The sequence below is a fragment of the Fictibacillus fluitans genome (assembly GCF_030418125.1).
Classification (GTDB): Bacteria; Bacillota; Bacilli; order Bacillales; family Fictibacillaceae; genus Fictibacillus_C; species Fictibacillus_C fluitans.
Map to the genome: position 1 here is coordinate 14,137 of NZ_JAUHTR010000010.1, position 21,669 is coordinate 35,805.

The 21,669-nt window shown below is 45.9% G+C and carries 25 protein-coding genes and 1 other annotated feature; of the genes, 22 read left to right on the forward strand and 3 right to left on the reverse strand.

Annotated elements, in window-relative coordinates; all coding sequences use genetic code 11:
* The first annotated feature begins 62 nt into the window (after nucleotides 1-62).
* The 9 genes from QYB97_RS17265 to QYB97_RS17305 all read left to right on the forward strand — a co-directional run bounded on the left by QYB97_RS17265 (nucleotide 63) and on the right by QYB97_RS17305 (nucleotide 6,809).
* Nucleotides 63-812, forward strand: a complete 750-nt coding sequence (locus QYB97_RS17265; RefSeq protein ID WP_301167268.1) for a M23 family metallopeptidase — start codon at nucleotides 63-65, stop codon at nucleotides 810-812.
* A complete protein-coding gene (locus QYB97_RS17270; RefSeq protein WP_301167269.1) occupies nucleotides 805-1,662 on the forward strand; it encodes a M50 family metallopeptidase in 858 nt (285 codons plus the stop codon). Before QYB97_RS17265 ends, QYB97_RS17270 begins: the two co-directional genes overlap by 8 nt.
* A gap of 38 nt (nucleotides 1,663-1,700) precedes the next feature.
* Nucleotides 1,701-3,191, forward strand: coding sequence for an Rne/Rng family ribonuclease (locus tag QYB97_RS17275; protein WP_301167270.1), 1,491 nt, complete (start codon nucleotides 1,701-1,703; stop codon nucleotides 3,189-3,191).
* Between the two features lie 52 nt (nucleotides 3,192-3,243).
* Nucleotides 3,244-3,317: a sequence feature (ribosomal protein L21 leader region), on the forward strand.
* A gap of 13 nt (nucleotides 3,318-3,330) precedes the next feature.
* Nucleotides 3,331-3,639: a 50S ribosomal protein L21 gene (gene rplU / locus QYB97_RS17280; RefSeq protein ID WP_301167271.1), complete on the forward strand. Its 309-nt coding sequence runs from the start codon at nucleotides 3,331-3,333 to the stop codon at nucleotides 3,637-3,639.
* 5 nt (nucleotides 3,640-3,644) lie between these two features.
* The gene (locus QYB97_RS17285; protein WP_301167272.1) at nucleotides 3,645-3,992 is read left to right on the forward strand and encodes a ribosomal-processing cysteine protease Prp; all 348 of its coding nucleotides are present in this window, start codon (nucleotides 3,645-3,647) and stop codon (nucleotides 3,990-3,992) included.
* Between the two features lie 32 nt (nucleotides 3,993-4,024).
* A complete protein-coding gene (gene rpmA / locus QYB97_RS17290) occupies nucleotides 4,025-4,315 on the forward strand; it encodes a 50S ribosomal protein L27 (protein WP_301167273.1) in 291 nt (96 codons plus the stop codon).
* A gap of 93 nt (nucleotides 4,316-4,408) precedes the next feature.
* Nucleotides 4,409-4,951, forward strand: coding sequence for a Spo0B C-terminal domain-containing protein (locus QYB97_RS17295; RefSeq protein ID WP_301167274.1), 543 nt, complete (start codon nucleotides 4,409-4,411; stop codon nucleotides 4,949-4,951).
* 27 nt (nucleotides 4,952-4,978) lie between these two features.
* Entirely contained in the window at nucleotides 4,979-6,262 is a 1,284-nt protein-coding gene (gene obgE / locus QYB97_RS17300; protein WP_301167275.1) for a GTPase ObgE, read from the forward strand.
* Between the two features lie 103 nt (nucleotides 6,263-6,365).
* On the forward strand, nucleotides 6,366-6,809 hold the full coding sequence (locus QYB97_RS17305; protein ID WP_301167276.1) for an ACT domain-containing protein: 444 nt from the start codon (nucleotides 6,366-6,368) through the stop codon (nucleotides 6,807-6,809).
* 44 nt (nucleotides 6,810-6,853) lie between these two features.
* Here the strand turns inward: QYB97_RS17305 and QYB97_RS17310 are convergent, their stop codons facing one another.
* Nucleotides 6,854-7,372, reverse strand: a complete 519-nt coding sequence (locus QYB97_RS17310; protein ID WP_301167398.1) for a transcription repressor NadR — start codon at nucleotides 7,370-7,372, stop codon at nucleotides 6,854-6,856.
* 23 nt (nucleotides 7,373-7,395) lie between these two features.
* Entirely contained in the window at nucleotides 7,396-8,535 is a 1,140-nt protein-coding gene (locus tag QYB97_RS17315; RefSeq protein ID WP_301167277.1) for an IscS subfamily cysteine desulfurase, read from the reverse strand.
* Nucleotides 8,536-8,632: 97 nt separating this feature from the next.
* Between QYB97_RS17315 and nadB the strand changes: the two genes are divergently transcribed.
* The 12 genes from nadB (at nucleotide 8,633) to yajC (ending at nucleotide 20,396) form a co-directional block, all read left to right on the forward strand.
* Complete coding sequence (gene nadB, locus QYB97_RS17320; protein WP_301167278.1) at nucleotides 8,633-10,201, forward strand: L-aspartate oxidase; 1,569 nt, start codon at nucleotides 8,633-8,635, stop codon at nucleotides 10,199-10,201.
* Nucleotides 10,155-11,039 (forward strand): carboxylating nicotinate-nucleotide diphosphorylase, encoded by an 885-nt coding sequence (gene nadC, locus QYB97_RS17325; protein ID WP_301167279.1) that lies wholly within the window; start codon nucleotides 10,155-10,157, stop codon nucleotides 11,037-11,039. Before nadB ends, nadC begins: the two co-directional genes overlap by 47 nt.
* Nucleotides 10,996-12,099, forward strand: a complete 1,104-nt coding sequence (gene nadA, locus QYB97_RS17330; RefSeq protein WP_301167280.1) for a quinolinate synthase NadA — start codon at nucleotides 10,996-10,998, stop codon at nucleotides 12,097-12,099. Before nadC ends, nadA begins: the two co-directional genes overlap by 44 nt.
* A gap of 144 nt (nucleotides 12,100-12,243) precedes the next feature.
* On the forward strand, nucleotides 12,244-14,121 hold the full coding sequence (locus QYB97_RS17335; protein WP_301167281.1) for a LysM peptidoglycan-binding domain-containing protein: 1,878 nt from the start codon (nucleotides 12,244-12,246) through the stop codon (nucleotides 14,119-14,121).
* A complete protein-coding gene (locus QYB97_RS17340) occupies nucleotides 14,111-15,100 on the forward strand; it encodes a phosphotransferase (protein WP_301167282.1) in 990 nt (329 codons plus the stop codon). The genes QYB97_RS17335 and QYB97_RS17340 overlap by 11 nt, the downstream gene beginning before the upstream one ends.
* Before the next feature lie 86 nt (nucleotides 15,101-15,186).
* Nucleotides 15,187-15,783, forward strand: a complete 597-nt coding sequence (locus QYB97_RS17345; RefSeq protein WP_301167283.1) for a YhcN/YlaJ family sporulation lipoprotein — start codon at nucleotides 15,187-15,189, stop codon at nucleotides 15,781-15,783.
* A 289-nt stretch (nucleotides 15,784-16,072) separates the two neighbouring features.
* Nucleotides 16,073-16,666, forward strand: coding sequence for a Holliday junction branch migration protein RuvA (gene ruvA / locus QYB97_RS17350; RefSeq protein ID WP_301167284.1), 594 nt, complete (start codon nucleotides 16,073-16,075; stop codon nucleotides 16,664-16,666).
* 13 nt (nucleotides 16,667-16,679) lie between these two features.
* Nucleotides 16,680-17,681, forward strand: a complete 1,002-nt coding sequence (ruvB, locus tag QYB97_RS17355) for a Holliday junction branch migration DNA helicase RuvB (RefSeq protein ID WP_301167285.1) — start codon at nucleotides 16,680-16,682, stop codon at nucleotides 17,679-17,681.
* The gene (locus QYB97_RS17360) at nucleotides 17,681-17,878 is read left to right on the forward strand and encodes a DUF2905 domain-containing protein (RefSeq protein ID WP_301167286.1); all 198 of its coding nucleotides are present in this window, start codon (nucleotides 17,681-17,683) and stop codon (nucleotides 17,876-17,878) included. Before ruvB ends, QYB97_RS17360 begins: the two co-directional genes overlap by 1 nt.
* A 44-nt stretch (nucleotides 17,879-17,922) precedes the next feature.
* Nucleotides 17,923-18,966, forward strand: coding sequence for a tRNA preQ1(34) S-adenosylmethionine ribosyltransferase-isomerase QueA (gene queA, locus QYB97_RS17365; RefSeq protein WP_301167287.1), 1,044 nt, complete (start codon nucleotides 17,923-17,925; stop codon nucleotides 18,964-18,966).
* A complete protein-coding gene (gene tgt / locus QYB97_RS17370; protein ID WP_301167288.1) occupies nucleotides 18,963-20,105 on the forward strand; it encodes a tRNA guanosine(34) transglycosylase Tgt in 1,143 nt (380 codons plus the stop codon). Before queA ends, tgt begins: the two co-directional genes overlap by 4 nt.
* A gap of 30 nt (nucleotides 20,106-20,135) precedes the next feature.
* A complete protein-coding gene (yajC, locus tag QYB97_RS17375) occupies nucleotides 20,136-20,396 on the forward strand; it encodes a preprotein translocase subunit YajC (RefSeq protein WP_301167289.1) in 261 nt (86 codons plus the stop codon).
* A 46-nt stretch (nucleotides 20,397-20,442) separates the two neighbouring features.
* Here the strand turns inward: yajC and QYB97_RS17380 are convergent, their stop codons facing one another.
* A complete protein-coding gene (locus QYB97_RS17380; RefSeq protein ID WP_301167290.1) occupies nucleotides 20,443-20,820 on the reverse strand; it encodes a TIGR04086 family membrane protein in 378 nt (125 codons plus the stop codon).
* Nucleotides 20,821-20,992: 172 nt separating this feature from the next.
* Between QYB97_RS17380 and QYB97_RS17385 the strand changes: the two genes are divergently transcribed.
* Nucleotides 20,993-21,667 carry a YetF domain-containing protein gene (locus QYB97_RS17385; protein WP_301167291.1) on the forward strand — a complete coding sequence of 225 codons (675 nt, stop codon included), beginning with the start codon at nucleotides 20,993-20,995 and terminating at the stop codon, nucleotides 21,665-21,667.
* Nucleotides 21,668-21,669 lie beyond the last annotated feature (2 nt).

Here is a 21,669-nt window from a genome sequence, read left to right on the forward strand (position 1 = left end):
AAAGTCATAAGCCTCCCGGACAAGTCATATGATGTGGTAAACAAGTGACGGGGGAATCAGGAATGAGAAATAGCGCAGATGAAATCCGGCGGAGATATGCAGACAAGATTACCCGGGAGGAACAGGACCCGTTCAGAACCAGCCTATACACGGGGCCATCCACTCCTGTACAGGGAAAAAAGAAAAGTCCCCGGTTTAATGGTTCGTTTTTTTTGTTTCAGCTTATGGCAGCGGTGTGCCTGTTTCTCGGGGCGGGCATTTTGTTTAAGAATGATAGTCTGCAGGCAGTGAGAGGGCAGGAGATTATTAAGAAAATGTATCACAGTGAATTCCAGTTTGCCGCTGCCCAGAAGTGGTATGAACACCAGTTTGGAAAACCGCTCGCTTTGCTGCCGGACAAACAGGCAGAGCCGCAAAAAGAGCTTTCGGCCACTAAAAAAACAGAAGATTATGCCGTTCCTGCATCCGGAAAAGTATATCAATCCTTTGAGGCCAACGGGAAAGGGATCATGGTAGAAACGGGGAAATCAACAAGGGTGGACACTGTAAAAGAAGGATATGTCACGTTTATCGGAAAAAAAGACAAACTTGGGAAAACCGTCATCCTCCAGCATAGCAATGGAGAGGAATCCTGGTACGGGCACCTCGACAGCATTGATGCAGATGTTAAGCTGTACAGCTACATGGAGCGAAAGAAACCGCTCGGAAAGGTGTCACCGAGTGAGGATGGAAAAACAGGGAAGTTCTACTTTGCCATAAAAAAGGGAAACGCCTTTATTGATCCGGGCAAGGTGGGAATCCGTTTTGAATAACGCATTTTTTCAGTTTCTGGCCAAGGTGCGGATCAATCCGCTCTTCTGGCTGACCATCGGACTTTCCATCATCACTGGGCACTTCCGGGAAATCCTTTTGCTGTTTTTCGCTGTGTTTATTCATGAGATGGGTCATTATGCAGCGGCCCATCTTTTTAAATGGCGTGTAAAGAAAATCGAATTATTCCCTTTTGGGGGTGTGGCGGAAGTGGAAGAGCATGGCAACCGCCGGTTCTTTGAAGAGGTTATCGTGACAGTCTCTGGCCCCGTCCAGCACTTGTGGATGATGGCATCCGCCTATTTTGTTTTCCAGCTTGGATGGTGGGATTCAGAAACCTATGGCTGGTTTATGAATATGAACATTACTCTTTTGGTTTTCAATCTGCTGCCGGTTTGGCCGCTTGATGGCGGAAAGCTTGTTTTTATTGCAGCCACCAGCATTTTTCCGTTTAAAAAAGCGCATACTGTATTTTTAATATGCTCCTTTTCCATCCTTCTCATCTTGTTTTTCTCCTTCCTTCCAAGAGATCCTTTTCATCTCAACCTTTGGATTGTAACTGTCTTTTTGGGGGTATCCCATTATATTGAGTGGAAACGCCGGCCTTACGTTTTTCTTCGGTTCCTGATGACACGGTCCGATGGGAAGGGGAATAAAGAGGTGACAACGCCCATTCATGTTTCGCCGGATACCGAACTATATGATGTTATCAGTCTGTTCCGCAAAGGAGTGCGCCATTTTGTCGTTATTCATATGAAAGAAAAGCACAAAGTGGTTGAAGAAAGGCTTGTATTGAACACCTTTTTTTCCTCCAATCAGGTCAGATGTGCAATTGGCAACCTTTTTCGTTAAAATGGAAAGCATCAGTAATGTTAGTGAGGATAATGCTTATGAAGAAAATTATCATAAATGCCGTTACCCAAATAAAACGGATAGCGGTTATAGAAAATGGGGATGTCGCAGAATTGCAGATGGAAACAGCATCTGACCTGCCTGTACCCGGAAGCATTTACAAAGGAAGAGTCAAGCGCGTTCTGCCTGGCATGCAGGCGGCCTTTGTGGATATCGGCTCAACCAAAAATGGATTCATTCATCGTGATGATTTATTGTCCTATCAGCAGTCCCGGCTGTCTCCTGAAGAAAAGAAGGAGATGTCCATCAGCTCTTTTGCCCAGGAAGGGGAGGAAATGATCGTACAGATCGTGAAAGAAGAAACCGATTCTAAGGGAGCCAGGCTGACCGGGATGCTTTCCATTCCAGGATCGCGCCTGGTTTTCTTGCCGGATGCCTCGCACATTGGTGTTTCAAAAAAAATGAGCCGCAATGAAAAGGAAAAGTGGCGGCTGTATGGCCAATCCCTTGTCAGGGGAGAAGACGGCCTCATTTTCCGTACCTCATGCGCCGGCCAGCCGGAAGAAGAAATTGAAGCCGAGTTCAGGGGCCTGACCGAACGTCATCGCCATGTTGAAAATTTGGCTGAACAAAAGGAAGCTCCGGCTCTCCTGCATGATGAAGCCGATTACCTGAATAAAATAATCCGTGATTACGGGTATGATGAAACGCTTGAAATAGTGATTGACGAGGGAGCAGAATTCAGGAGACTGCTGCTGCTCGCCAAGCCATTTCCTTCCCTGCAAAAGAGAATTATCCTATACAGCGGCAAAGAAAACATCTTCTCTTATTATAAAGCTGAGGGTATTTGGGAAAAGGCCATCCGGCCGCATATCTGGCTGAAAAATGGGGGTTCATTACGAATTGACCATACAGAGGCGATGTCCGTAATTGACGTTAATACCGATAAGTTCACCGGAAAGGTAAGCCGGAGGGAAACTGTCCTGCAAACCAATCTGCATGCCGCTGCGGAAATTGCGAGGCAGTTAAGACTTCGCAATATTTCAGGCATGATTGTCATCGATTTTATAACGATGGATGAACAGGATGACCAAGGACGGGTGGAAGAAGCACTGAAAAAAGCGCTTCAGGCAGACCGGCTTACAACAGTGATTCATGGCTTTACCCGGATGGGTGTTTTTGAAATGACACGAAAAAAAGAAAGGCAGTCTCTTCATCATTCCCTGACTGAACCTTGTACTGTCTGCAGGGAAGCCGGAAGAGTGGTTTCTGCCAGAACGATCGCCAATCAGGCTGAGATTGCGTTAAGAGAGTACAGATATATGGACGAGGAAGCCATTTGGATTGAAGCAACACCTGATGTTTTGCATCAACTAAAGGGCTTTGAAGATGAAAACCTGCGCCAGCTTGAAGCCAGGCTGCCTTTTGCCATTTTTTTATCCGAAATCCGCGAAAAACAAGCCGCTCCATCCTTTACCATTCGGCATATCGGATCGGCAGAAGATATACAGCAAAGAATGAAAAGATAAATTGACACTGGGGTATCGAACATGGTATGATTCTTCTGTTAGTTTATTGGAGCACCCGCTCCAACCGCACAGGAACAGGTTTTTAAGCTTACATAAGCACCTGTGATGGCGAGTCTGAGTTTACAAGGAGGTGCACGTGATGTACGCAATTATTCAAACTGGTGGTAAACAAGTAAGAGTTGAAGAAGGTCAAGCGATCTATGTTGAAAAGCTTGATGTGGAAGCTGGCGATGTAGTAACATTTGAGGATGTTCTTATGGTCGGTGGAGACAGCCTGCAAGTAGGAGCTCCTTTGCTAGATGGAGTTACTGTAACAGGTAAAGTTGAAAAACATGGCCGCGGACAAAAAGTGGTCGTTTACAAGTTCAAAGCTAAAAAGAACTACCGTCGTAAACAAGGTCACCGTCAGCCTTACACTAAAGTAGTTATCGATAAAATCAACGGTTAATTCCAATGATCAAGGTAACCATTTACAGAGATGAACGAAACCATATTGACTCGTTTTCAATGAGTGGACATGCTGATTCCGGTCCATTTGGACAGGATCTTGTCTGCGCTGGGGCTTCAGCAGTCTCATTTGGAGCGATAAATGCGGTGGAGGTTTTGTGCCATGTTACCCCTGATGTGGAAACGCACCAGGATGGAGGCCGTCTGGTCTTCCGTACACCACAACATCTCGAAGACCATATCCATGAAAAAGTACAGCTTCTTCTGGAAGGTATGGTTGTTTCCTTAAAAACAATCGAAAACGACTACGGTCGATTTATTTCACTGCGGGAGAAGCCGGCGAGAGCCCGCTAAACCAGCTAACACCTAAAGAGGAGGTGGGACGAATGCTAAAATTAAACCTTCAATACTTTGCTTCCAAAAAGGGAGTAGGTAGCACAAAGAACGGTCGTGATTCACAATCTAAGCGCCTAGGTGCTAAGAGAGCGGATGGCCAAATGGTATCAGGTGGATCTATTCTTTACCGTCAGCGCGGTACGAAAATCTACCCGGGAACTAACGTTGGACGCGGCGGAGATGACACTCTTTTTGCGAAAGTGGACGGAGTTGTTCGTTTTGAACGTCTTGGACGTGACCGCAAACAAGTAAGTGTATACCCAATCGCAAACGAAGCGTAAGAAGATAGCTCTAACCGGGTTGGTTAGAGCTTTTTCTTTTTTGATTATACCAGTAGGATAATAAGTTTTGACTATTTAAACAGGAGTGCTACTATGAGTAAAGATTGGTCGACGATAGATGTATTAAGACATGCCCGCCATGACTGGCTCAATCAGCTCCAGCTTATTAAGGCAAACTTGTCATTGAATCGGGTAGAACGGGTAAATGAAATCATTGAAGAAGTTATTGTTTCTTCCAGGCACGAATCGAACCTCTTGAATTTGAAAGTTCCTCAACTGGCCGAATACCTCATTACCTTCAACTGGCTAAAACACCCTATTGTTCTTAAAACTGAAGTTACCGGTCAAGTGAGAGATCTTTCCGGAGCAGAGTCCGCTCTGCTGGAAGCATGCAAGTCTTTATTTTCCATATTGAATCCAGCTGTTAACCTGGCAGCGGAAAATAAGCTCATACTGACGATTAATAATGATCTGGATTCAACCATGTTTATGTTTCGGCTAACAGGAAGCATACATAATGTAGAGGACGTTGATTCGGCACTTCATGATTTTGCAGAAACACATAAAACGTTACACGTTATCGAAAGCTATATTCAAACGGATGAAGTATTATTTAGTTTGCTGTTAAAAAAATAAAGAATTTATAGAAGGAGGCGAGCAAACATGTTCGTAGATCAGGTCAAAGTTTATGTAAAAGCTGGTGACGGCGGTAACGGAATGGTTGCGTTTCGCCGTGAAAAATACGTACCTAACGGCGGACCTGCCGGCGGGGACGGCGGAAAAGGCGCTAATGTGGTTTTCGAAGTCGAAGAAGGGCTGCGAACCCTCATGGACTTTCGATTCAACAAACATTTTAAAGCAACACGTGGTGAGCACGGCATGTCTAAAGGCATGCATGGAAAAAACTCAGAAGACATGATTGTTAAAGTTCCTCCTGGAACCGTTGTTACCGATGCAGAGACAGGCCAGGTTCTGGCTGATCTCGTGGAGCATGGGCAGCGTGCGGTTGTTGCCAAAGGCGGGCGTGGCGGAAGAGGAAATACCCGCTTTGCGACACCGGCAAATCCGGCACCCGAGCTTGCTGAGAAGGGTGAACCGGGTGATGAAAGAGACGTTATTTTGGAATTGAAGGTTTTGGCCGACGTCGGCCTGGTCGGATTTCCGAGCGTGGGTAAATCAACGCTTCTGTCGGTGGTTTCTGCCGCTAAGCCAAAGATTGCCGAATATCACTTTACAACGATTACCCCCAACCTTGGTGTGGTGGCGGTAGATGATGGACGGAGCTTTGTAATGGCTGACCTTCCGGGATTAATTGAAGGTGCCCATGAAGGGGTCGGACTCGGACATCAGTTCCTTCGTCATATCGAAAGGACACGGGTCATTTTACATGTTATTGATATGTCCGGTATGGAGGGCAGAGATCCCTATGAGGACTTTGTTAAAATTAATGATGAACTAAAACTGTACAATTTGCGTCTTACCGAACGTCCGCAAATCGTCGTGGCCAATAAAATGGATATCCCCGGAGCAGAGGAGAACCTGGAAGTATTTAAAGAAAAGCTTCAGGAAGACATTCCTGTTTTTCCAGTTTCTGCTGTTACCCGCCAGGGGTTGCGTGATGTCCTGTATACAACTGCCGATCTTTTGGAAACAACACCGGAATTCCCGATGGTTCATGAAGAAAAAGAAGAAAGCCGTGTTCTTTACAAGCACGAAAAAGAAGAAGCCGGCTTTTATATTACACGGGATCCTGCAGGTACATTTATTATTAATGGACCGAAGATTGAGCGTTTGTTCAAGATGACGGACTTTACACGTGATGAGACAGTAAAACGATTTGCCCGCCAGATGCGTTCTATGGGTGTCGATGAAGCACTGCGTGAAAAAGGTGCTCAGCATGGAGATACAATCCGTATCCTTAAATATGAATTTGAGTTTATAGAATAGACTGCTGTACAGGCAGTCTGTTTTTTTGTCTACATGACGTAGACATTTTACAGTTCTTTTGGATATACTGAGGGAAAGGCCTGTTTTGGAGGTTATCGTACATATGAAGGAAAGGCAATATTATATGGTAAGGGAAGACGTTCTCTCTGAATCCATGCAAAAAACACTTGAAGCCAAGTCGCTTCTGGACCGGGGCAAAGTAAAAACCGTTGCAGAGGCAGCAGAAAAAGTAGGTTTGAGCCGAAGCGCATTTTATAAATACAGGGACGGGATTTTTCCGTTTCATACGATGATTAAGGAAAAGATCATCACCCTTTCTTTAAATCTGGAAGACCGTTCAGGGGCGCTTTCGAGCCTGTTGACGATTGTAGCATCAGTCGGCTGCAATGTACTGACCATTAATCAGACCATTCCTCTTCAGGGAAGGGCGAATGTGACCTTAACCATTGAAACGAATGGATTGCGCGGTGAAATCAACGAGCTGCTTACCACGCTAAACCGGATGGAAGCAGTGGAAAGTGTAGAAGTGATAGGAACAGGGGCATAAAAAAGGAGAGCCGTTTTAAAAAAACAGCTCTCCTTTTTTTTTTGTTAAGATAAGAGGTATCCTTTTTGTGCCAATTCCCGGCACGCGTTTTCGAGCGGCTCCTTTGATTGGGCTTCGAGGGTATGGAGATGAATGCCCTCTGTCAGTGTGCTAAGCAGCGCGGCATTGGTAGTTTCCAGTTTGTGCAAAAACTCCTCAACCTCTTTTCTTGTGCTTAAAAGCAGGGAAGCGGTGAGATCTCCGTAAATCGGGTGTTCGACAATGACGTTTTTTACCGTTACGCCATGATCCACAATGGTGAATAACTCGTCCATCGTGTCTTTTGGTGAATGGTTGGCCACAATTAAACGGGTATGTGGAGCCTGTTTTTCCTCCGCCTTCAAATACATATACCCTTGTGAGGTAGCAATGATCGGTTCATTCATAGCTTTAAGCAGTGATATATCGCCTACAATCACTTGACGGCTGACGTTGGTTCTTCCCGCCAGATCACTGCCTTTGATCGGATGGCTGCTCTCCATCAGCCACTGTCTGATTAAATTTCTTCTTTCATCCCCCGGCATTTTTGGTGCCACTGTCACGTTCTTCAACTCCCTGTTTGTTCATAAAATCGCTTTGCCAGCTCATTAATGGCTTCTGCGAGAGCAGTTATCTCTTCGCGTGTCGTTTCCCTTCCTAACGTAATTCTCACAAGTTCATGTGCCTGATCGGCTGAACGGCCGATCGCCATAAGTGCTTTGGACGGTTCCTGCTGCCCGGCTTTACAAGCTGAACCAGTAGAGACAGCAATTTGTCTGCGGTTCAATTCCAGCATGGCATACTGACCTTCCATTCCTAGAAGCCGGATCGGAAGAAAATGGGGCAGTGTGCTCTCGTTTCTTTCAACGACCATCTGGTCTAATCCGCCGGTCAGCGAAAGAAAGTGTAATATCAAATCATTTACATGTGTATTCCATTTTATCATATGGTCCCATTGATTGCTTGCAGCCGCAAGGAAAGAGACAATACCGGGCGTGTTCACTGTGCCCTGCCGGAAGCCCTGTTCATGGGTAACGCCCGCCAACAGCGGTTTAATGGACAAGTGAGGAGAAATATATGCTGCTCCCATTCCCTTTGGACCGTGTATTTTATGGGCTGAAACCGTGAGTGCACCGAGGTTCATTTCTCTTGCATCAACCGGCAGCTTACCAAAGGTTTGAACACAATCACTATGAAATATAATTTGGTGTTCTTTTAACACACTGCCTATCATTTTCAGGTTTTGAGTAATGCCAATCTCGCTGTTTGAATGTGCGATGGAAGCCATAATCGTATTGCTTCGTACGGATTGACGGAGAGCTTCTTCGGTGATTTGCCCGTTTGAATCAACGGGAATAACTGTCACTTCAAAACCATCATTTTCCAAAAAAGCAAGGGTGTTCATGACAGAGCTGTGCTCCATGGGGGAGGTCAGGATATGACTCCCTTTTTCACGGCTGCCATGTGCCAGGCTGGTCAATGCCAAAAAGTTTCCATCAGAGCCCCCGCCCGTAAAATAGATACCGTCCTTTTGACAAGACAGCATCCGTGCGAGTTCCGCACGGGCCAGATTGACCAGGTCGGAAGCATCTGTGCCCGGGTCATGAAGGCTTGAAGTATTTGCATAATACATACCTGCGGTTTCAGTATAAGCTTGCATCGCTTCTGCAGACATGGGTGTTGTTGCAGCATAGTCCAAATAAATCATAAGTATCCCGCCTCTAAAAAAACTCTTGATATCAGTGTAATTGTATGTAAATATAAGTGTCAAGACACCTGTAAAGAAAATGAACGGGGGCTTAAACATGAACGTACAGTTTACAGACGTTCTGGTCATTGGAACCGGGATTGCCGGTTTAATGACAGCGGAATGTTTGCGTTCGCATAAGAATGTGACAATTATCACAAAGTCTTCTTTCCAGAACAGTAATTCCTATCATGCCCAGGGAGGAATCGCGGCAGCCACCCAGCCAGATGATCATTGGACAGAACACTTTCTTGATACGATAAAAGCAGGAAGTTTTCACAATGAGGAAGTGCTGACTGAAATACTTGTAAAGGAAGGGCCTGAACTTATTTCCCGGCTTGAGAAAATGAATGTTCCGTTTGACAGGAATCCAGATGGAACCGTGTCTTTGGGAAGAGAGGGAGGGCACAGAAAATCAAGAATCCTCCATGCGGGTGGCGACAGGACCGGTTCAAGAATCGTTACAACGCTGTATAACCGCATTGCCGGTCATGTAACAATCAAAGAAAATGAAATGATAGGAGATTTGATTGTTGAAGGTGGCAGGTGCAGGGGCGCCTGGACCAAGCTAAAAAATGGAGAAGTAACGGTGTACATAGCAGGTGCGGTCATCCTTGCTTCCGGAGGCGCCGCGGGGCTGTACAGCGTTCATTCCAATGATATAAGCATTACGGGAGACAGCATTGCCCTTGCTTATCGTGCTGGAGCACTGTTATCTGACCTGGAATTCCTCCAGTTTCATCCAACCATGCTTTTTACACACGGAAAATCGTTCGGACTTGTATCTGAAGCGGTCAGGGGCGAGGGAGCCGTGCTGCTAACGGATCAGGGTGATCGGGTGATGAAGGGCATCCATGAGCTTGAGGATCTTGCTCCCCGTGATATTGTGGCCCGGACGATTCATCAATCGTTAAACCGGGGAAGGAAGGTTTTTCTTGATGTTTCGAACGTGAAGAATTTCACAAAGAGGTTTCCGACTATCACAAAACAGTGTAAGCGCGCCCAGGTTTCTTTGGAGGAAGGCAGAATTCCTGTAGCCCCGGGAGCTCATTTTACAATGGGGGGAGCTGTAACCAATGAATGGGGGCAAACGACGGTTCCCGGCCTGTATGCTGTGGGAGAAGCGTCCCGCACAGGCGTTCATGGCGCCAACCGGCTTGCGAGCAATTCCTTGCTCGAAGGCGTTGTGTTTTCTAAACGGGCAGCATTGAAGATTCTGGATGAACCCGGTACATCTCCAGCTTCCATTAGCAATGACTTAGAGAAGACCAGACCCGGAAGAACCCTCCCCGAAAAAGAAGAAATAAAAGAAAAGATGACCCGGTACGCCGGTATTGTAAGAAGTCCACATGGTTTAAGAGAGGCGATCGGCTGGTTTGAGAGGCATAACCATTGGAACCCTGATGTTGGATGCACCACTCATGAGTTAGAGGTGCTGAACATGCTGCAAACCGGGCATCTCATTGTGACTTCGGCTTATATACGGAAAGAAAGCAGGGGTGGACATTACCGTACCGACTTTCCTGTAAGAAATGACGGAGAATGGTTAAAAAAACAAGTATACAGAAGGAAGGATTACTATGAACAAGCTGAAGCTAAAAAAACAGCTGCAGGAATTTTTGCTTGAGGACCTTGGTGAAGGAGATATAACAAGCGGCCTTTTATTTCCGGAGAATGAAATGACCGAAGCCCGGCTGATTGCGAAAAAGCCTGGTGTTTTTTCGGGGATGGATGTTGTGATTGAAGGCTATCGCCTGCTAAGTGAAAACTGTACCGTGTTCCCAAAAGTCAACGACGGAGATATCATATCGGCCGGTCAAGTTTTGGCGGAAGTGAAGGGACCTGCGGAGGCAATATACAGTGGAGAGCGGGTCATTCTGAACCTTGTGCAGAGGATGTCAGGAATATCCACGTTAACCCATAAGGCCGTGACAGCTTTGAACAATCCTACAACTAAAATTTGTGATACACGCAAAACCACGCCGGGTTTAAGGATGTTTGAAAAATATGCTGTACGGTGCGGGGGCGGGTACAACCACAGGTTCGGACTGTATGATGGAGTAATGATCAAGGATAATCATATTGAACGTGCCGGGGGTATATCTGAGGCGGTAAGAAAAGTAAAGGAACAACTGGGGCACATGGTGAAGGTGGAAGTGGAGACTGAAACGCTTGACCAGATTAAAGAAGCGGTTGATGCAGGTGTGGATGTCATTATGTTCGATAACCGTACACCCGATGAAATTGAGAGCTGGAAGGGTTTTATTCCACATCATATCATTACAGAAGCCTCAGGTGGAATTTCACTCGAGGAGCTCGGCTCCTACGGAAAAACGGGAGTGAATTATATTTCTCTCGGGATGCTGACACATTCTGCGACATCCCTTGATATTAGTTTAAACATCACAGGAGGGGTTAAAGATGAGCTTACTGGAAGCCTTCAAGCAGAAATCCAGCATTCCTGATCATTACTTTTCAATGACCGAAGAGGAAATGGCGGACAGGGTACGTACTGTAAAAAAACAACTGGGCAACAAACTGTTTATACCTGGACATCATTATCAAAAAGACGAAGTTATACAGTTTGCAGATACAACCGGGGATTCGCTTCAGCTGGCCCAGCAGTCTGCTTTGAACCGAGAAGCAGAATATATTGTATTTTGTGGTGTTCATTTTATGGCAGAGACTGCGGATATGCTGACAGAAGCTCATCAAAAGGTGATTCTGCCCGATATGAGAGCCGGCTGTTCCATGGCAGACATGGCAGATATTCACCAGACAAAAAACGCATGGGAACGCCTGCAGCATTTGTTCGGAGACACCATATTGCCGCTGACCTATGTGAATTCAACAGCCGCCATAAAGGCGTTCTGCGGAAAGAATGGGGGCGCAACCGTTACGTCATCCAATGCTGAAAAAATGCTGGATTGGGCATTTACACAAAAGGAACGCATTCTCTTTTTGCCTGACCAGCATCTGGGAAGGAACACAGCCTTTACTCTGGGTATCCCGTTAAGCCGAATGGCGGTCTGGGATCCGGAGAAACAGCAGCTGGAATACGAAGGAGATTTGGACGAAGTAAAGGTGATTTTGTGGAAAGGCCACTGCTCAGTACATGAAAAGTTTACGGTTGAAAATATCCAATTCCTGAGGCAGACCCAACCAGATATGAATATCATCGTTCACCCTGAATGCACCCATGAAGTGGTTCAGCTTTCAGACATGGCCGGATCCACCCATTACATTATTCAGGCCATCCAAAAAGCGCCTGCCGGCAGTTCCTGGGCAATCGGAACAGAAATGAACCTTGTGAACAGGCTCAAAAAAGACAATCCAGATAAGACTATCATTTCATTAAATCCAAACATGTGCCCGTGTTTGACCATGAACCGCATAGATCTTCCACATCTGACCTATTCCCTTGAGAAGATTGCAGAGGCAAAGCCGGGGAATATCATCACGGTAGACAATGAAACAACTGAATATGCCGTCAAAGCACTCCAGCGAATGCTGGAAAGAGCTTAAACGCCAGCCCCCTCCTGTCAAAGTCATACAGCTGATTTTCAGGGCATAAATTGGTAAAGGACCAACTACTGAAATAGGTAGTAGCACAATGCCCAGATTTTCATATACTGTAGAGAAATTTTGGCAGGAGGGAGTTTTGTTTACGTGAGAATTCATATCGTTCAAAAAGGTGATACTCTCGAAAAAATCGCCGGAAAGTATAACGTCCCATTAGAAGAGTTACGACGAATGAACGCTGCCGCGTTATATGGCGGAACGCTCGAAAGGGGATCAAAAGTTAAAATACCTTCTCCCGAAATACCGGCAGGACGGGGAGAAAAAATGAAATTGCCGTTCAAGCTGCAGTCAAAAAAAGAGCAGCCAAAGAAAAAAGAACAGCCAATTAAAGAAATGCCCGTCGCTCCGGTTCAGGAGATTCCGGTTCCAGCTCCGCCACCGCCGCCGCCAAAACCAGCACCCATTCCCGCTCCTCCAAAAGCCGCCCCAATTATTCCTAAAGCAGAACCAAAATTCGTTCCTAAGGCAGAACCAAAAATGGCACCAAAAACAGAGCCAAAGATGCCAATGAAGGCCGAGCCGATTATGCCGCTGAAACCAGCTCCGGCAAAAAAGGATATGCCTTTTAACCCACTGATTCCAAAGAAATCGCTGAAAGAATCTTCCATGAAATCTCCTAAACCGCTGGCACCGATGAGCCATAAGGACTTTACAGCATACATGGAATCTTCCTCTTCATCTCATATGAAATGGGGACACCATCAGCCGATTCACCACCAGCCGCCAAAGATGGATTTTGCTCCTCCAGTCTATGTGTCTCCACCGGCAGGACTTACACATGGAAAAGATAGCTTTGGCATGGGAAAACAAATGCATCCTTTCCTGGCAGAGGAATCATCCTCTGCAATGAACCACATGTATTCTGGTGTTCCTCCTATGTTTGAGCAGCCACAAGGATATACGGCACCTGTATATGGCGGGGCAGGCGCGGGTATGCCACCTTTTAGCGCAATGCCGCAGCAGGGCCAGCAGATGTATGGCCAGGGAGCCGGCCAAATGGGATACGGCAGTATGCCGCAGCAAGGTTCACACCAGGGAATGCAGGGCCAGCAATACGGCAGCGGCCAGCAAATGAGCCAGGGAACGCAAGGCCAGCAATACGGCAGTGGCCAGCAGATGGGCCAGGGAATGCAGGGCCAGCAATATGGCAGCGGCCAGCAGATGGGCCAGGGAATGCAAAGCCAGCCATATGGAGGGCATCAATATGGCAGCGGCCAGCAGATGGGTCAGGGAATGCAAGGCCAGCCATATGGAGGGCAGCAATATGGCAGCGGCCAGCAAATGGACCCGGGGATGCAGGGTCAACAGTATGGAGGGCAGCAATACGGCAGCGGTCAGCAGATGGATCAGGGAATGATGACAGGCCAACAGTACGGAGGCCAGCAATATGGCAGCGGTCAGCAGATGGATCAGGGAATGATGCCAGGCCAACAGTACGGAGGCCAGCAAACTGGCACCGGTCAGCAAATGGGCCAGGGAATGATGCAAGGCCAGCAGTACGGAGGCCAGCAATATGGCACCGGTCAGCAAATGGGCCAGGGAATGATGCCAGGCCAACAGTACGGAGGCCAGCAAACTGGCACCGGTCAGCAAATGGGTCAGGGAATGATGCCGGGCCAACAGTACGGAGGCCAGCAATATGGCACCGGTCAACAAATGGGTCAGGGAATGATGCCAGGCCAGCAGTACGGAGGCCAGCAATATGGCATGACCCCGCAAATGAGCCAGGGAATGATGCCGGGCCAGCAGTATGGAGGCCAATATGGCGCTGGGCGTCCTGACATGTATGGAGAATATCCCGCAGACTACACGTTTGAAACCTATTATGGCGATATGACCTATGATGACTCTTTCGGAGGCTATATGCCAGAACGCGGTGAAGGGATGCAGCAGCTTCCAAATCCATACTCAGAAGCGGATTACCGTAATGGGTCTTTAGACAGCCAGGATCAAGATGAAGAATAAAGAATACAGAGACGGTTTCAAAAGAAAGCGTCTCTTCTTGAGCAGTCTGGGTGGAAAAGGGCTGGATGTCATCAGTCACTATTTCGTGAAATACAATGTCTGCATTGTAGAAACAAAAGCAGGGGTTTATGTGCTAAAAGGGTTTTCCAGAAAAGATGAGTGCATCGAACAGTTGAAGCTTTCTGAGTGGTATTCCCAATACGATCATCCCATGATGGGCGTCTATACCTCATATCCAACAGGTAAAAACATTCATTACTTTGACCACATGTATTGGGGAATTATGCCGTTTTATAAAGGGGATGAACTTGACCTGAACGATGAAAAAGATGTAAGGGACGGAATACACGCCATCCGCAGATTTCACGATCAAAGCATCTATTCATCTGTCAGTATTCTTTCGCTTCTGTCGAGCTATTCGCTTATCCAAAAATGGACGAAACGATTCAATGCTTTTAAGCGGAACAGTAAGAAACACTCTATTTCAGCCGAGATGGATGAAGCATTCCAAGAGATGATTGGTTGGGGGAAATGGGCATTAAGCCATTTAAACCGGAAAGAACTTGAACGGATGGAGCAGGAGGCCAGGCAAAAGGGGGAAGTTTGCCACGGAGATGTGGCTCCTCACAATTTTATGCGCAGAAATGAAGATGACGTCATTCTCATTGATTATGATTTATTCTCCGTGGTTCCGCACGATTATGACATTCTTCAGTATGTGAACAGGATTATGCCATATTGGGATTGGGCGCCTTCCATCTTACAAAAATGTGAAGATCCGGACCTTGTTGCCTTGCTTAGAAAGAAATGGTTTTTAACCGCATTGGTTTTTCCAACGGATTTATACAGAGAGTGGAATCGGGCGTTTGAAGCCGGGAAGGAACAAATCAAAGAGATGACTATCTTTACAGAAGATGATCTTCCTTACCGAAGAAAGTTTATCAAGCTTATACAGGAAGTAATCGCCAAAAAAACGTAATGCCAAAAATTATATCTCTTACCTGTATGTAACAGAGTAAAAAAAGCCTCCGATTGCCATTCTAGTGGTGAAAGGAGGTTTTTGCATTGAAACCAATACTAAGTGGATTAATGGTTCTTACATTGGCAGGAGGCCTTGTTGGGTGTAACTCCAACAAAGGTGCACTTGACCGCAATGACAACGACGTACGGCCAATCGGTTATTATAACAAGCAGGGTGACCGAGACGGGGTGGACCGCAGTAAAGGTCCGGTAACCGATATGATGGATAACAACCGTACTGATAACAACGCGCCAAGGAATGTAGGATACGATCAAAACTATGATGGTGCACTTGCCGAAAAGATCCGGGACCGTGTCAACCGAATGAACAATGTAGACGATGCTCACGTTATTTTGAATGATAACAACGTCATTGTCGGAATAGATACCAGTGAAAACAATAAAAAGGCCGTGGATCACAGGGTCTATAAAGAAGTAAAGAAACTGGTTCCCAATCGGGATGTTCGGGTAACAACGGATGACAGCCTCGTCAATCGAATTAAAAATGTCGATAATGATCTTCAAAACGGCAAGACCACACGCGAAGTCAGCTCCGACGTTAAAGGCATTATGTCCGACATCGGAAAAGCTGGCACAGACTTAGGAAATGCAGTAAAACGTCCTTTCGAAAATAACCGTTAGAGAACAGATTTTTCTGTTCTCTTTTTTTGTTCTTCATATATAGGCGCTTGCGCCGGTAGGCTCACCGAACGCCCCGCGGAAAGCGAGCGTTCTGTAATGTAAATCAACTATTTTGAAGAACAACAAAGTTAATGCAAAAAAACATCACTTTTGAAGAAATGTTCACACCTCTCTTTGGGGTTATTATCCCCGTTCCGACTGACTCTGTGATACAATACGGAGAGGAAACGTATGGTCGCTTTTTATATAGATGTATAGTGCTTGTGTTGTTTAGAAGGAGAGAACATGATTGATTGAACACATAAACGGAAAAATTGTATATGTTTCAGCTGAATACACCGTGCTTGAAGTGAATGGCATCGGGTACCAGATTCTCTGTCCCAACCCATTTATATACAGGGTGGGGCAAACAGAAACCATCTACACGTTCCAATATGTCAGGGAAGATGTTCTGGCGTTGTATGGTTTTAAAGCCCGCAAGGAACGTGATTTGTTCCTTAAACTGCTGAATGTATCTGGAATTGGTCCGAAAGGCGCTCTTGCCATTATGGCTTTTGGCCAGCCGGAGCAAGTCATCCGTGCCATTGAGGCGGAGGATGAAGCGTTCCTTGTTAAATTTCCCGGTGTAGGAAAGAAAACTGCCCGGCAGATGATTTTGGACCTGAAAGGGAAGCTGTCGATATTTACAGACGAACCGGCCGAGGGGTTATTTGCTACTCCATCGCCAGACCACTCCGATCAGCTGGATGAAGCGGTTGAGGCATTAACCGCGCTGGGTTATGCAAAAAAAGAAATTAACAAAGTGCTGCCTGCGCTTAAAAAGGAAGATCTGACAACAGATCAATACATTAGGAAAGCGCTGCAAAAGCTAGTGAATCATTAGGGGCGTGATCGCTTTGGACGACGATAGAATTGTATCTGGAGAAAGCTCGAAGGATGATTTTTTTGAACTGAGTTTACGTCCGGAATACCTGCATCAGTACATAGGCCAGGAAAAAGTAAAAGAAAATTTGAATATCTTTATACAAGCTGCCAAAATGAGAAATGAGGCGCTGGATCATGTGCTTTTGTACGGTCCTCCAGGGCTTGGTAAAACGACCCTTGCCTCTATTATCGCAAGGGAAATGACCGTCAACTTCCGGTCGACCAGCGGTCCGGCAATTGAACGTCCGGGAGATCTCGCCGCCATTCTTACGGCGCTGGAACCTGGAGATGTTTTATTCATTGATGAAATCCACCGGTTGTCACGGGCCATTGAAGAGGTGCTGTATTCGGCAATGGAAGATTTTTGTCTGGACATTGTCATCGGGAAGGGAGAGACTGCACGTTCTGTACGGCTGGATCTGCCGCCCTTTACCCTTGTAGGGGCAACTACCCGTGCAGGTTCGCTTTCATCACCGCTCAGGGACAGATTTGGCGTGCTTGCCCGGCTTGAATTTTATACGGTTGAAGAACTTACTGAAATTGTAACCCGGACGAGCAGCGTTTTTAATATGAAGATTGATCCTCAATCCGCCTCAGAAATTGCCCGGCGGTCAAGGGGAACACCGAGAATAGCCAACCGGCTGTTCAAGCGGGTCCGTGATTTTGCCCAGGTTGACGGAACAGACACCATTTCATTAAGCCTCGCTGATAAATCGCTGGAAATGCTTCAGGTGGACCGTTTAGGATTGGACCATATTGACCATAAATTATTACAAGGGATCATTCATAAGTATAAAGGCGGTCCTGTAGGACTTGAGACCATATCGGCCACTATCGGGGAAGAATCGCATACGATTGAAGATGTGTATGAGCCTTACCTGCTGCAGATAGGTTTTATCCAGCGTACGCCAAGAGGGAGAGTCGCGACGGCTCTTGCATATGAGCATTTCAATTTGGAGGTGCCGCATCCTTAATGGGAATTTCCCGGCTATTGATTATCATGGGAATCGTATTGATTGTGATTGGCAGCCTATGGACATTTGTCGGCAAACTGCCCGGCGATTTTATATTAAAAAAAGGAAACACCACGTTTTATTTTCCGATTGTCACATCGATTATAGCCAGTATCGTTCTGTCCCTGATCATGTATGTCATCGGGCGTTTTAAATAAGAAGGTCCAAAAAGCCTTCGAGTAAGGGGAAACAGGAGAAGAAAATGGATATAAATATGTTTGATTTTGACCTTCCGGAAGAGCTGATCGCGCAAACTCCATTAAAGGACCGTACAGCGTCCAGGCTGATGGTGCTTGATCCGGCAACCGGAAAGGTAGAACACAATACATTTAAAAATATTATCGATTATTTGAACCCGGGTGACTGCCTGGTGCTTAACGATACGAGGGTTCTTCCGGCACGGCTCTTGGGTGAAAAGGAAGATACAAAAGCCAAGATAGAGATCTTGCTGCTGAAAGAAACAGGAAATGACACATGGGAGACACTCGTCAAGCCTGCAAAACGGGTAAAACCGGGAACTGCAGTAATATTTGGCAATGGTCTTCTTAAAGCTGTATGTACCGGAGAAACCGACCAGGGCGGCCGGACGTTTAAATTTGAGTACGAGGGCATCTTTTACGAGATCCTCGATGCTTTGGGTGAAATGCCTTTGCCTCCGTACATTAAAGAACAGCTGGAAGAGCGCGAACGCTATCAGACCGTTTATGCGAAGCACGAAGGTTCCGCTGCTGCTCCCACTGCTGGATTGCATTTTACGGAATCACTGCTAGAAGATATTAAGAAAAAAGGCATTCATATCGCTTTTATTACGCTTCATGTAGGACTTGGGACATTCCGTCCCGTTTCAGCAGACAATATCGAAGAGCATGACATGCATGCGGAATTTTACCAGATCACAAAAGGCACAGCCGAACTGTTGAATCATGTGAAAAAGAGCGGTGGACGGATTGTATCGGTTGGCACCACGTCCACCCGTACGCTCGAAACCGTTGCAGGCAAGCACAGTGAATTTTGCGAGGATTCCGGCTGGACGGATATCTTTATTTATCCTGGTTATACGTTTAAAGCGATTGATGGCATGATTACCAATTTTCATTTGCCAAAATCCACGCTGATCATGCTGATCAGTGCGCTAGCGGGGCGTGAAAACGTCCTGAACGCATACAAGGAAGCCGTAAATGAACGATACCGATTTTTCAGCTTTGGGGATGCCATGCTGATTCTAGAAGGAGAGAGCCAAACATGACAGCAGCCGTCCGTTATGAGTTAATCAAAACGTGCAAGCAATCGGGAGCCAGGCTGGGTAAAGTCCATACGCCGCATGGTGTGTTTGAAACACCGGTATTTATGCCTGTAGGAACACTGGCCACTGTAAAAACAATGAGCCCGGAAGAATTGAAAGACCTTGGAGCCAATATTATTTTGAGCAATACGTATCATCTGTGGCTGCGTCCGGGTCATGAAATCATCCGCGAAGCGGGTGGCCTTCATAAATTTATGAATTGGGATCGTTCAATTTTGACCGATTCAGGCGGTTTTCAGGTGTTCAGTTTAAGTGACTTACGAAAAATCACGGAAGAAGGCGTTCATTTCAGAAACCATTTAAATGGTGAAAAGCTGTTCTTAAGCCCGGAAGGTGCAATGGAAATTCAAAATGCTCTCGGTTCCGATATTATGATGGCATTTGATGAATGCCCTCCATACCCGGCGGAGTACGAATATATGAAATCGTCCGTTGAACGGACGAGCCGCTGGGCAGAACGGTGCCTGAAGGCTCATGAACGGCCGCATGATCAGGGCTTGTTTGGAATTGTTCAGGGTGGTGAATATGAGGAACTACGCCGTCAAAGTGCGGAAGACCTCGTATCCCTTGATTTTCCCGGATATGCTGTAGGGGGGCTTTCCGTTGGTGAACCGAAGGACGTTATGAACCGCGTACTGGAATTTACAACGCCATATCTGCCTGATAACAAACCAAGATACTTGATGGGCGTAGGATCACCTGACTCCCTTATTGATGGTGCCATTCGCGGGATTGATATGTTCGACTGTGTACTGCCTACCCGCATTGCGAGGAACGGTACACTGATGACCAGTGAAGGACGACTGGTTGTCCGAAATGCGAAGTATGCAAAAGATTTCAGGCCTCTCGATGAAAATTGCGATTGTTATACGTGCCGAAATTACTCACGTGCATACATCCGCCACCTGGTCAAGAGCAATGAAACGTTTGGTTTCCGCCTTACGAGTTACCATAACCTTTATTTTTTGGTAAACTTAATGGAGCAGGTCAAGCAAGCGATAAGGGAAGACAGGCTTCTTGATTTCCGTGAAGAATTTTTCGAACAATATGGCTTTAATAAACCGAATGCGAAAAACTTTTAAGCCTTTAACTAATTGAAAGGGGTGAAATAAATGGGTAGCTTAGGTTCTTTATTACCAATCTTGCTAATGTTTGTCATATTCTACTTTTTGCTGATCAGACCTCAACAAAAGAGGCAAAAGGCTGTGAAAACGATGCAAACGGGTCTGAAAAAAGGGGATCACGTTGTCACGATTGGCGGACTTCACGGCACGATTGAAGTGCTTGAAGAAAACACCGTTGTGATCAAGTCTAAAGACGGTTCTGCATTGACGTTTGACCGCAATGCGATTCGTGAAGCAAGAGAAGTATAATCAAAAGCAGAAGCGCCAAGGCGCTTCTGCTTTTTTTATTAAGAAATTATTTATGGCTGCTGACATTGACACCCATGATGGATCCCAGCATACAAAGAAGCAAAAAGATGCCGTGATACAGGTATTGCGTCGAAGTGAACGTGGTCTGGTATCCCAAATACTGAACCAAAAATACAAATAAAGAAAACAGAAGGGCCGTACCAATACCTAGCATCATTCCTTTTTCTTTGCCTTTTTTGCCGGACAAAAATCCGCCGATAAACAAGGATAAAAAAGAAAGGCCGGTGGTTACCCATTTCAAAGACAACTCTGTAAATGACGTGAAGCGCAAAAGAAGAGAAAGGATCAGACTGCTTATAATAATGGCAACCAATATGGCGGCAACTCCTTTTATCATTGCCGAAAACATATGCCTTGCATTCACCTGGATTCGTCCCCCTTTACATACAAGCCTTCCTTATAACCATATTCACTGTCCCAAAAAACAGAACCGGAAAAAAGACCATTATTTAATCCAATTTCCAAAACATACGCCTCATGTTCGCTCCCTGCCATGGTCAAACTAATATTGACTTCGAATGAAGGGAGGAGCAGCAATGGAATATTATACAATCGTGTTACGGACGGTTTTTGTTTATTTTATATTAATTGGTGTGTTCCGCATGATGGGAAAACGTGAGATCGGAAAACTGTCGGTCCTTGATTTTGTTGTATCCATTATGATTGCAGAGCTGGCGGTTATCTCAATTGAAGACCCAAAAGTACCGATGTTAAAACATCTTATCGGAATCGGTGTACTTCTTCTTATACAAATTTTCCTTGCGTTCCTCTCTTTGAAGAGCAAAAAGGTGAGAGAAATTGTTGATGGCAAGCCATCGATTATTATTGAGAACGGACATATAAATGAGACGGAAATGAAGAAACAGCGTTATAATTTTGATGATTTGCTGACCCAGCTCAGAGAAAATAACGTAAAAAATGTTACCGATGTGGAGTTTGGAATTCTGGAATCCACAGGTAAATTGTCGGTCATTAAAAAAGAGGATAGCGAGACAACAGGGGAATCGGGACTTCCATACAGTGAGCTTCCTCTTGTATTTCCGGTCATTCTCGACGGTAAAATTCAGGAAGACCATTTAAAGAAACTGGGTAAAACAGCACTCTGGCTGCGTCAGGAATTGCGCAAAATGGGTATCAGAGACACAAAAAAGATTACACTCTGTACAATTAATAAAAATGGAACATTGTATGTGGACCAGAAAGACGATTAAGA

Bases quoted from the DNA above. Each gene is read 5' to 3' on its own strand.
- QYB97_RS17315 (WP_301167277.1), bottom strand. From the start codon at position 8,535: ATGATTTATTTGGACTATGCTGCAACAACACCCATGTCTGCAGAAGCG.
- QYB97_RS17275 (WP_301167270.1), top strand. From the start codon at position 1,701: ATGAAGAAAATTATCATAAATGCCGTTACCCAAATAAAACGGATAGCG.
- QYB97_RS17360 (WP_301167286.1), top strand. From the start codon at position 17,681: ATGGGAATTTCCCGGCTATTGATTATCATGGGAATCGTATTGATTGTG.
- QYB97_RS17340 (WP_301167282.1), top strand. From the start codon at position 14,111: ATGAAGAATAAAGAATACAGAGACGGTTTCAAAAGAAAGCGTCTCTTC.
- yajC (WP_301167289.1), top strand. From the start codon at position 20,136: ATGGGTAGCTTAGGTTCTTTATTACCAATCTTGCTAATGTTTGTCATA.
- tgt (WP_301167288.1), top strand. From the start codon at position 18,963: ATGACAGCAGCCGTCCGTTATGAGTTAATCAAAACGTGCAAGCAATCG.
- QYB97_RS17295 (WP_301167274.1), top strand. From the start codon at position 4,409: ATGAGTAAAGATTGGTCGACGATAGATGTATTAAGACATGCCCGCCAT.
- QYB97_RS17385 (WP_301167291.1), top strand. From the start codon at position 20,993: ATGGAATATTATACAATCGTGTTACGGACGGTTTTTGTTTATTTTATA.
- nadC (WP_301167279.1), top strand. From the start codon at position 10,155: ATGAACAAGCTGAAGCTAAAAAAACAGCTGCAGGAATTTTTGCTTGAG.
- obgE (WP_301167275.1), top strand. From the start codon at position 4,979: ATGTTCGTAGATCAGGTCAAAGTTTATGTAAAAGCTGGTGACGGCGGT.
- nadB (WP_301167278.1), top strand. From the start codon at position 8,633: ATGAACGTACAGTTTACAGACGTTCTGGTCATTGGAACCGGGATTGCC.
- QYB97_RS17305 (WP_301167276.1), top strand. From the start codon at position 6,366: ATGAAGGAAAGGCAATATTATATGGTAAGGGAAGACGTTCTCTCTGAA.
- QYB97_RS17265 (WP_301167268.1), top strand. From the start codon at position 63: ATGAGAAATAGCGCAGATGAAATCCGGCGGAGATATGCAGACAAGATT.
- QYB97_RS17285 (WP_301167272.1), top strand. From the start codon at position 3,645: ATGATCAAGGTAACCATTTACAGAGATGAACGAAACCATATTGACTCG.
- rpmA (WP_301167273.1), top strand. From the start codon at position 4,025: ATGCTAAAATTAAACCTTCAATACTTTGCTTCCAAAAAGGGAGTAGGT.
- rplU (WP_301167271.1), top strand. From the start codon at position 3,331: ATGTACGCAATTATTCAAACTGGTGGTAAACAAGTAAGAGTTGAAGAA.
- nadA (WP_301167280.1), top strand. From the start codon at position 10,996: ATGAGCTTACTGGAAGCCTTCAAGCAGAAATCCAGCATTCCTGATCAT.
- queA (WP_301167287.1), top strand. From the start codon at position 17,923: ATGGATATAAATATGTTTGATTTTGACCTTCCGGAAGAGCTGATCGCG.
- QYB97_RS17310 (WP_301167398.1), bottom strand. From the start codon at position 7,372: ATGCCGGGGGATGAAAGAAGAAATTTAATCAGACAGTGGCTGATGGAG.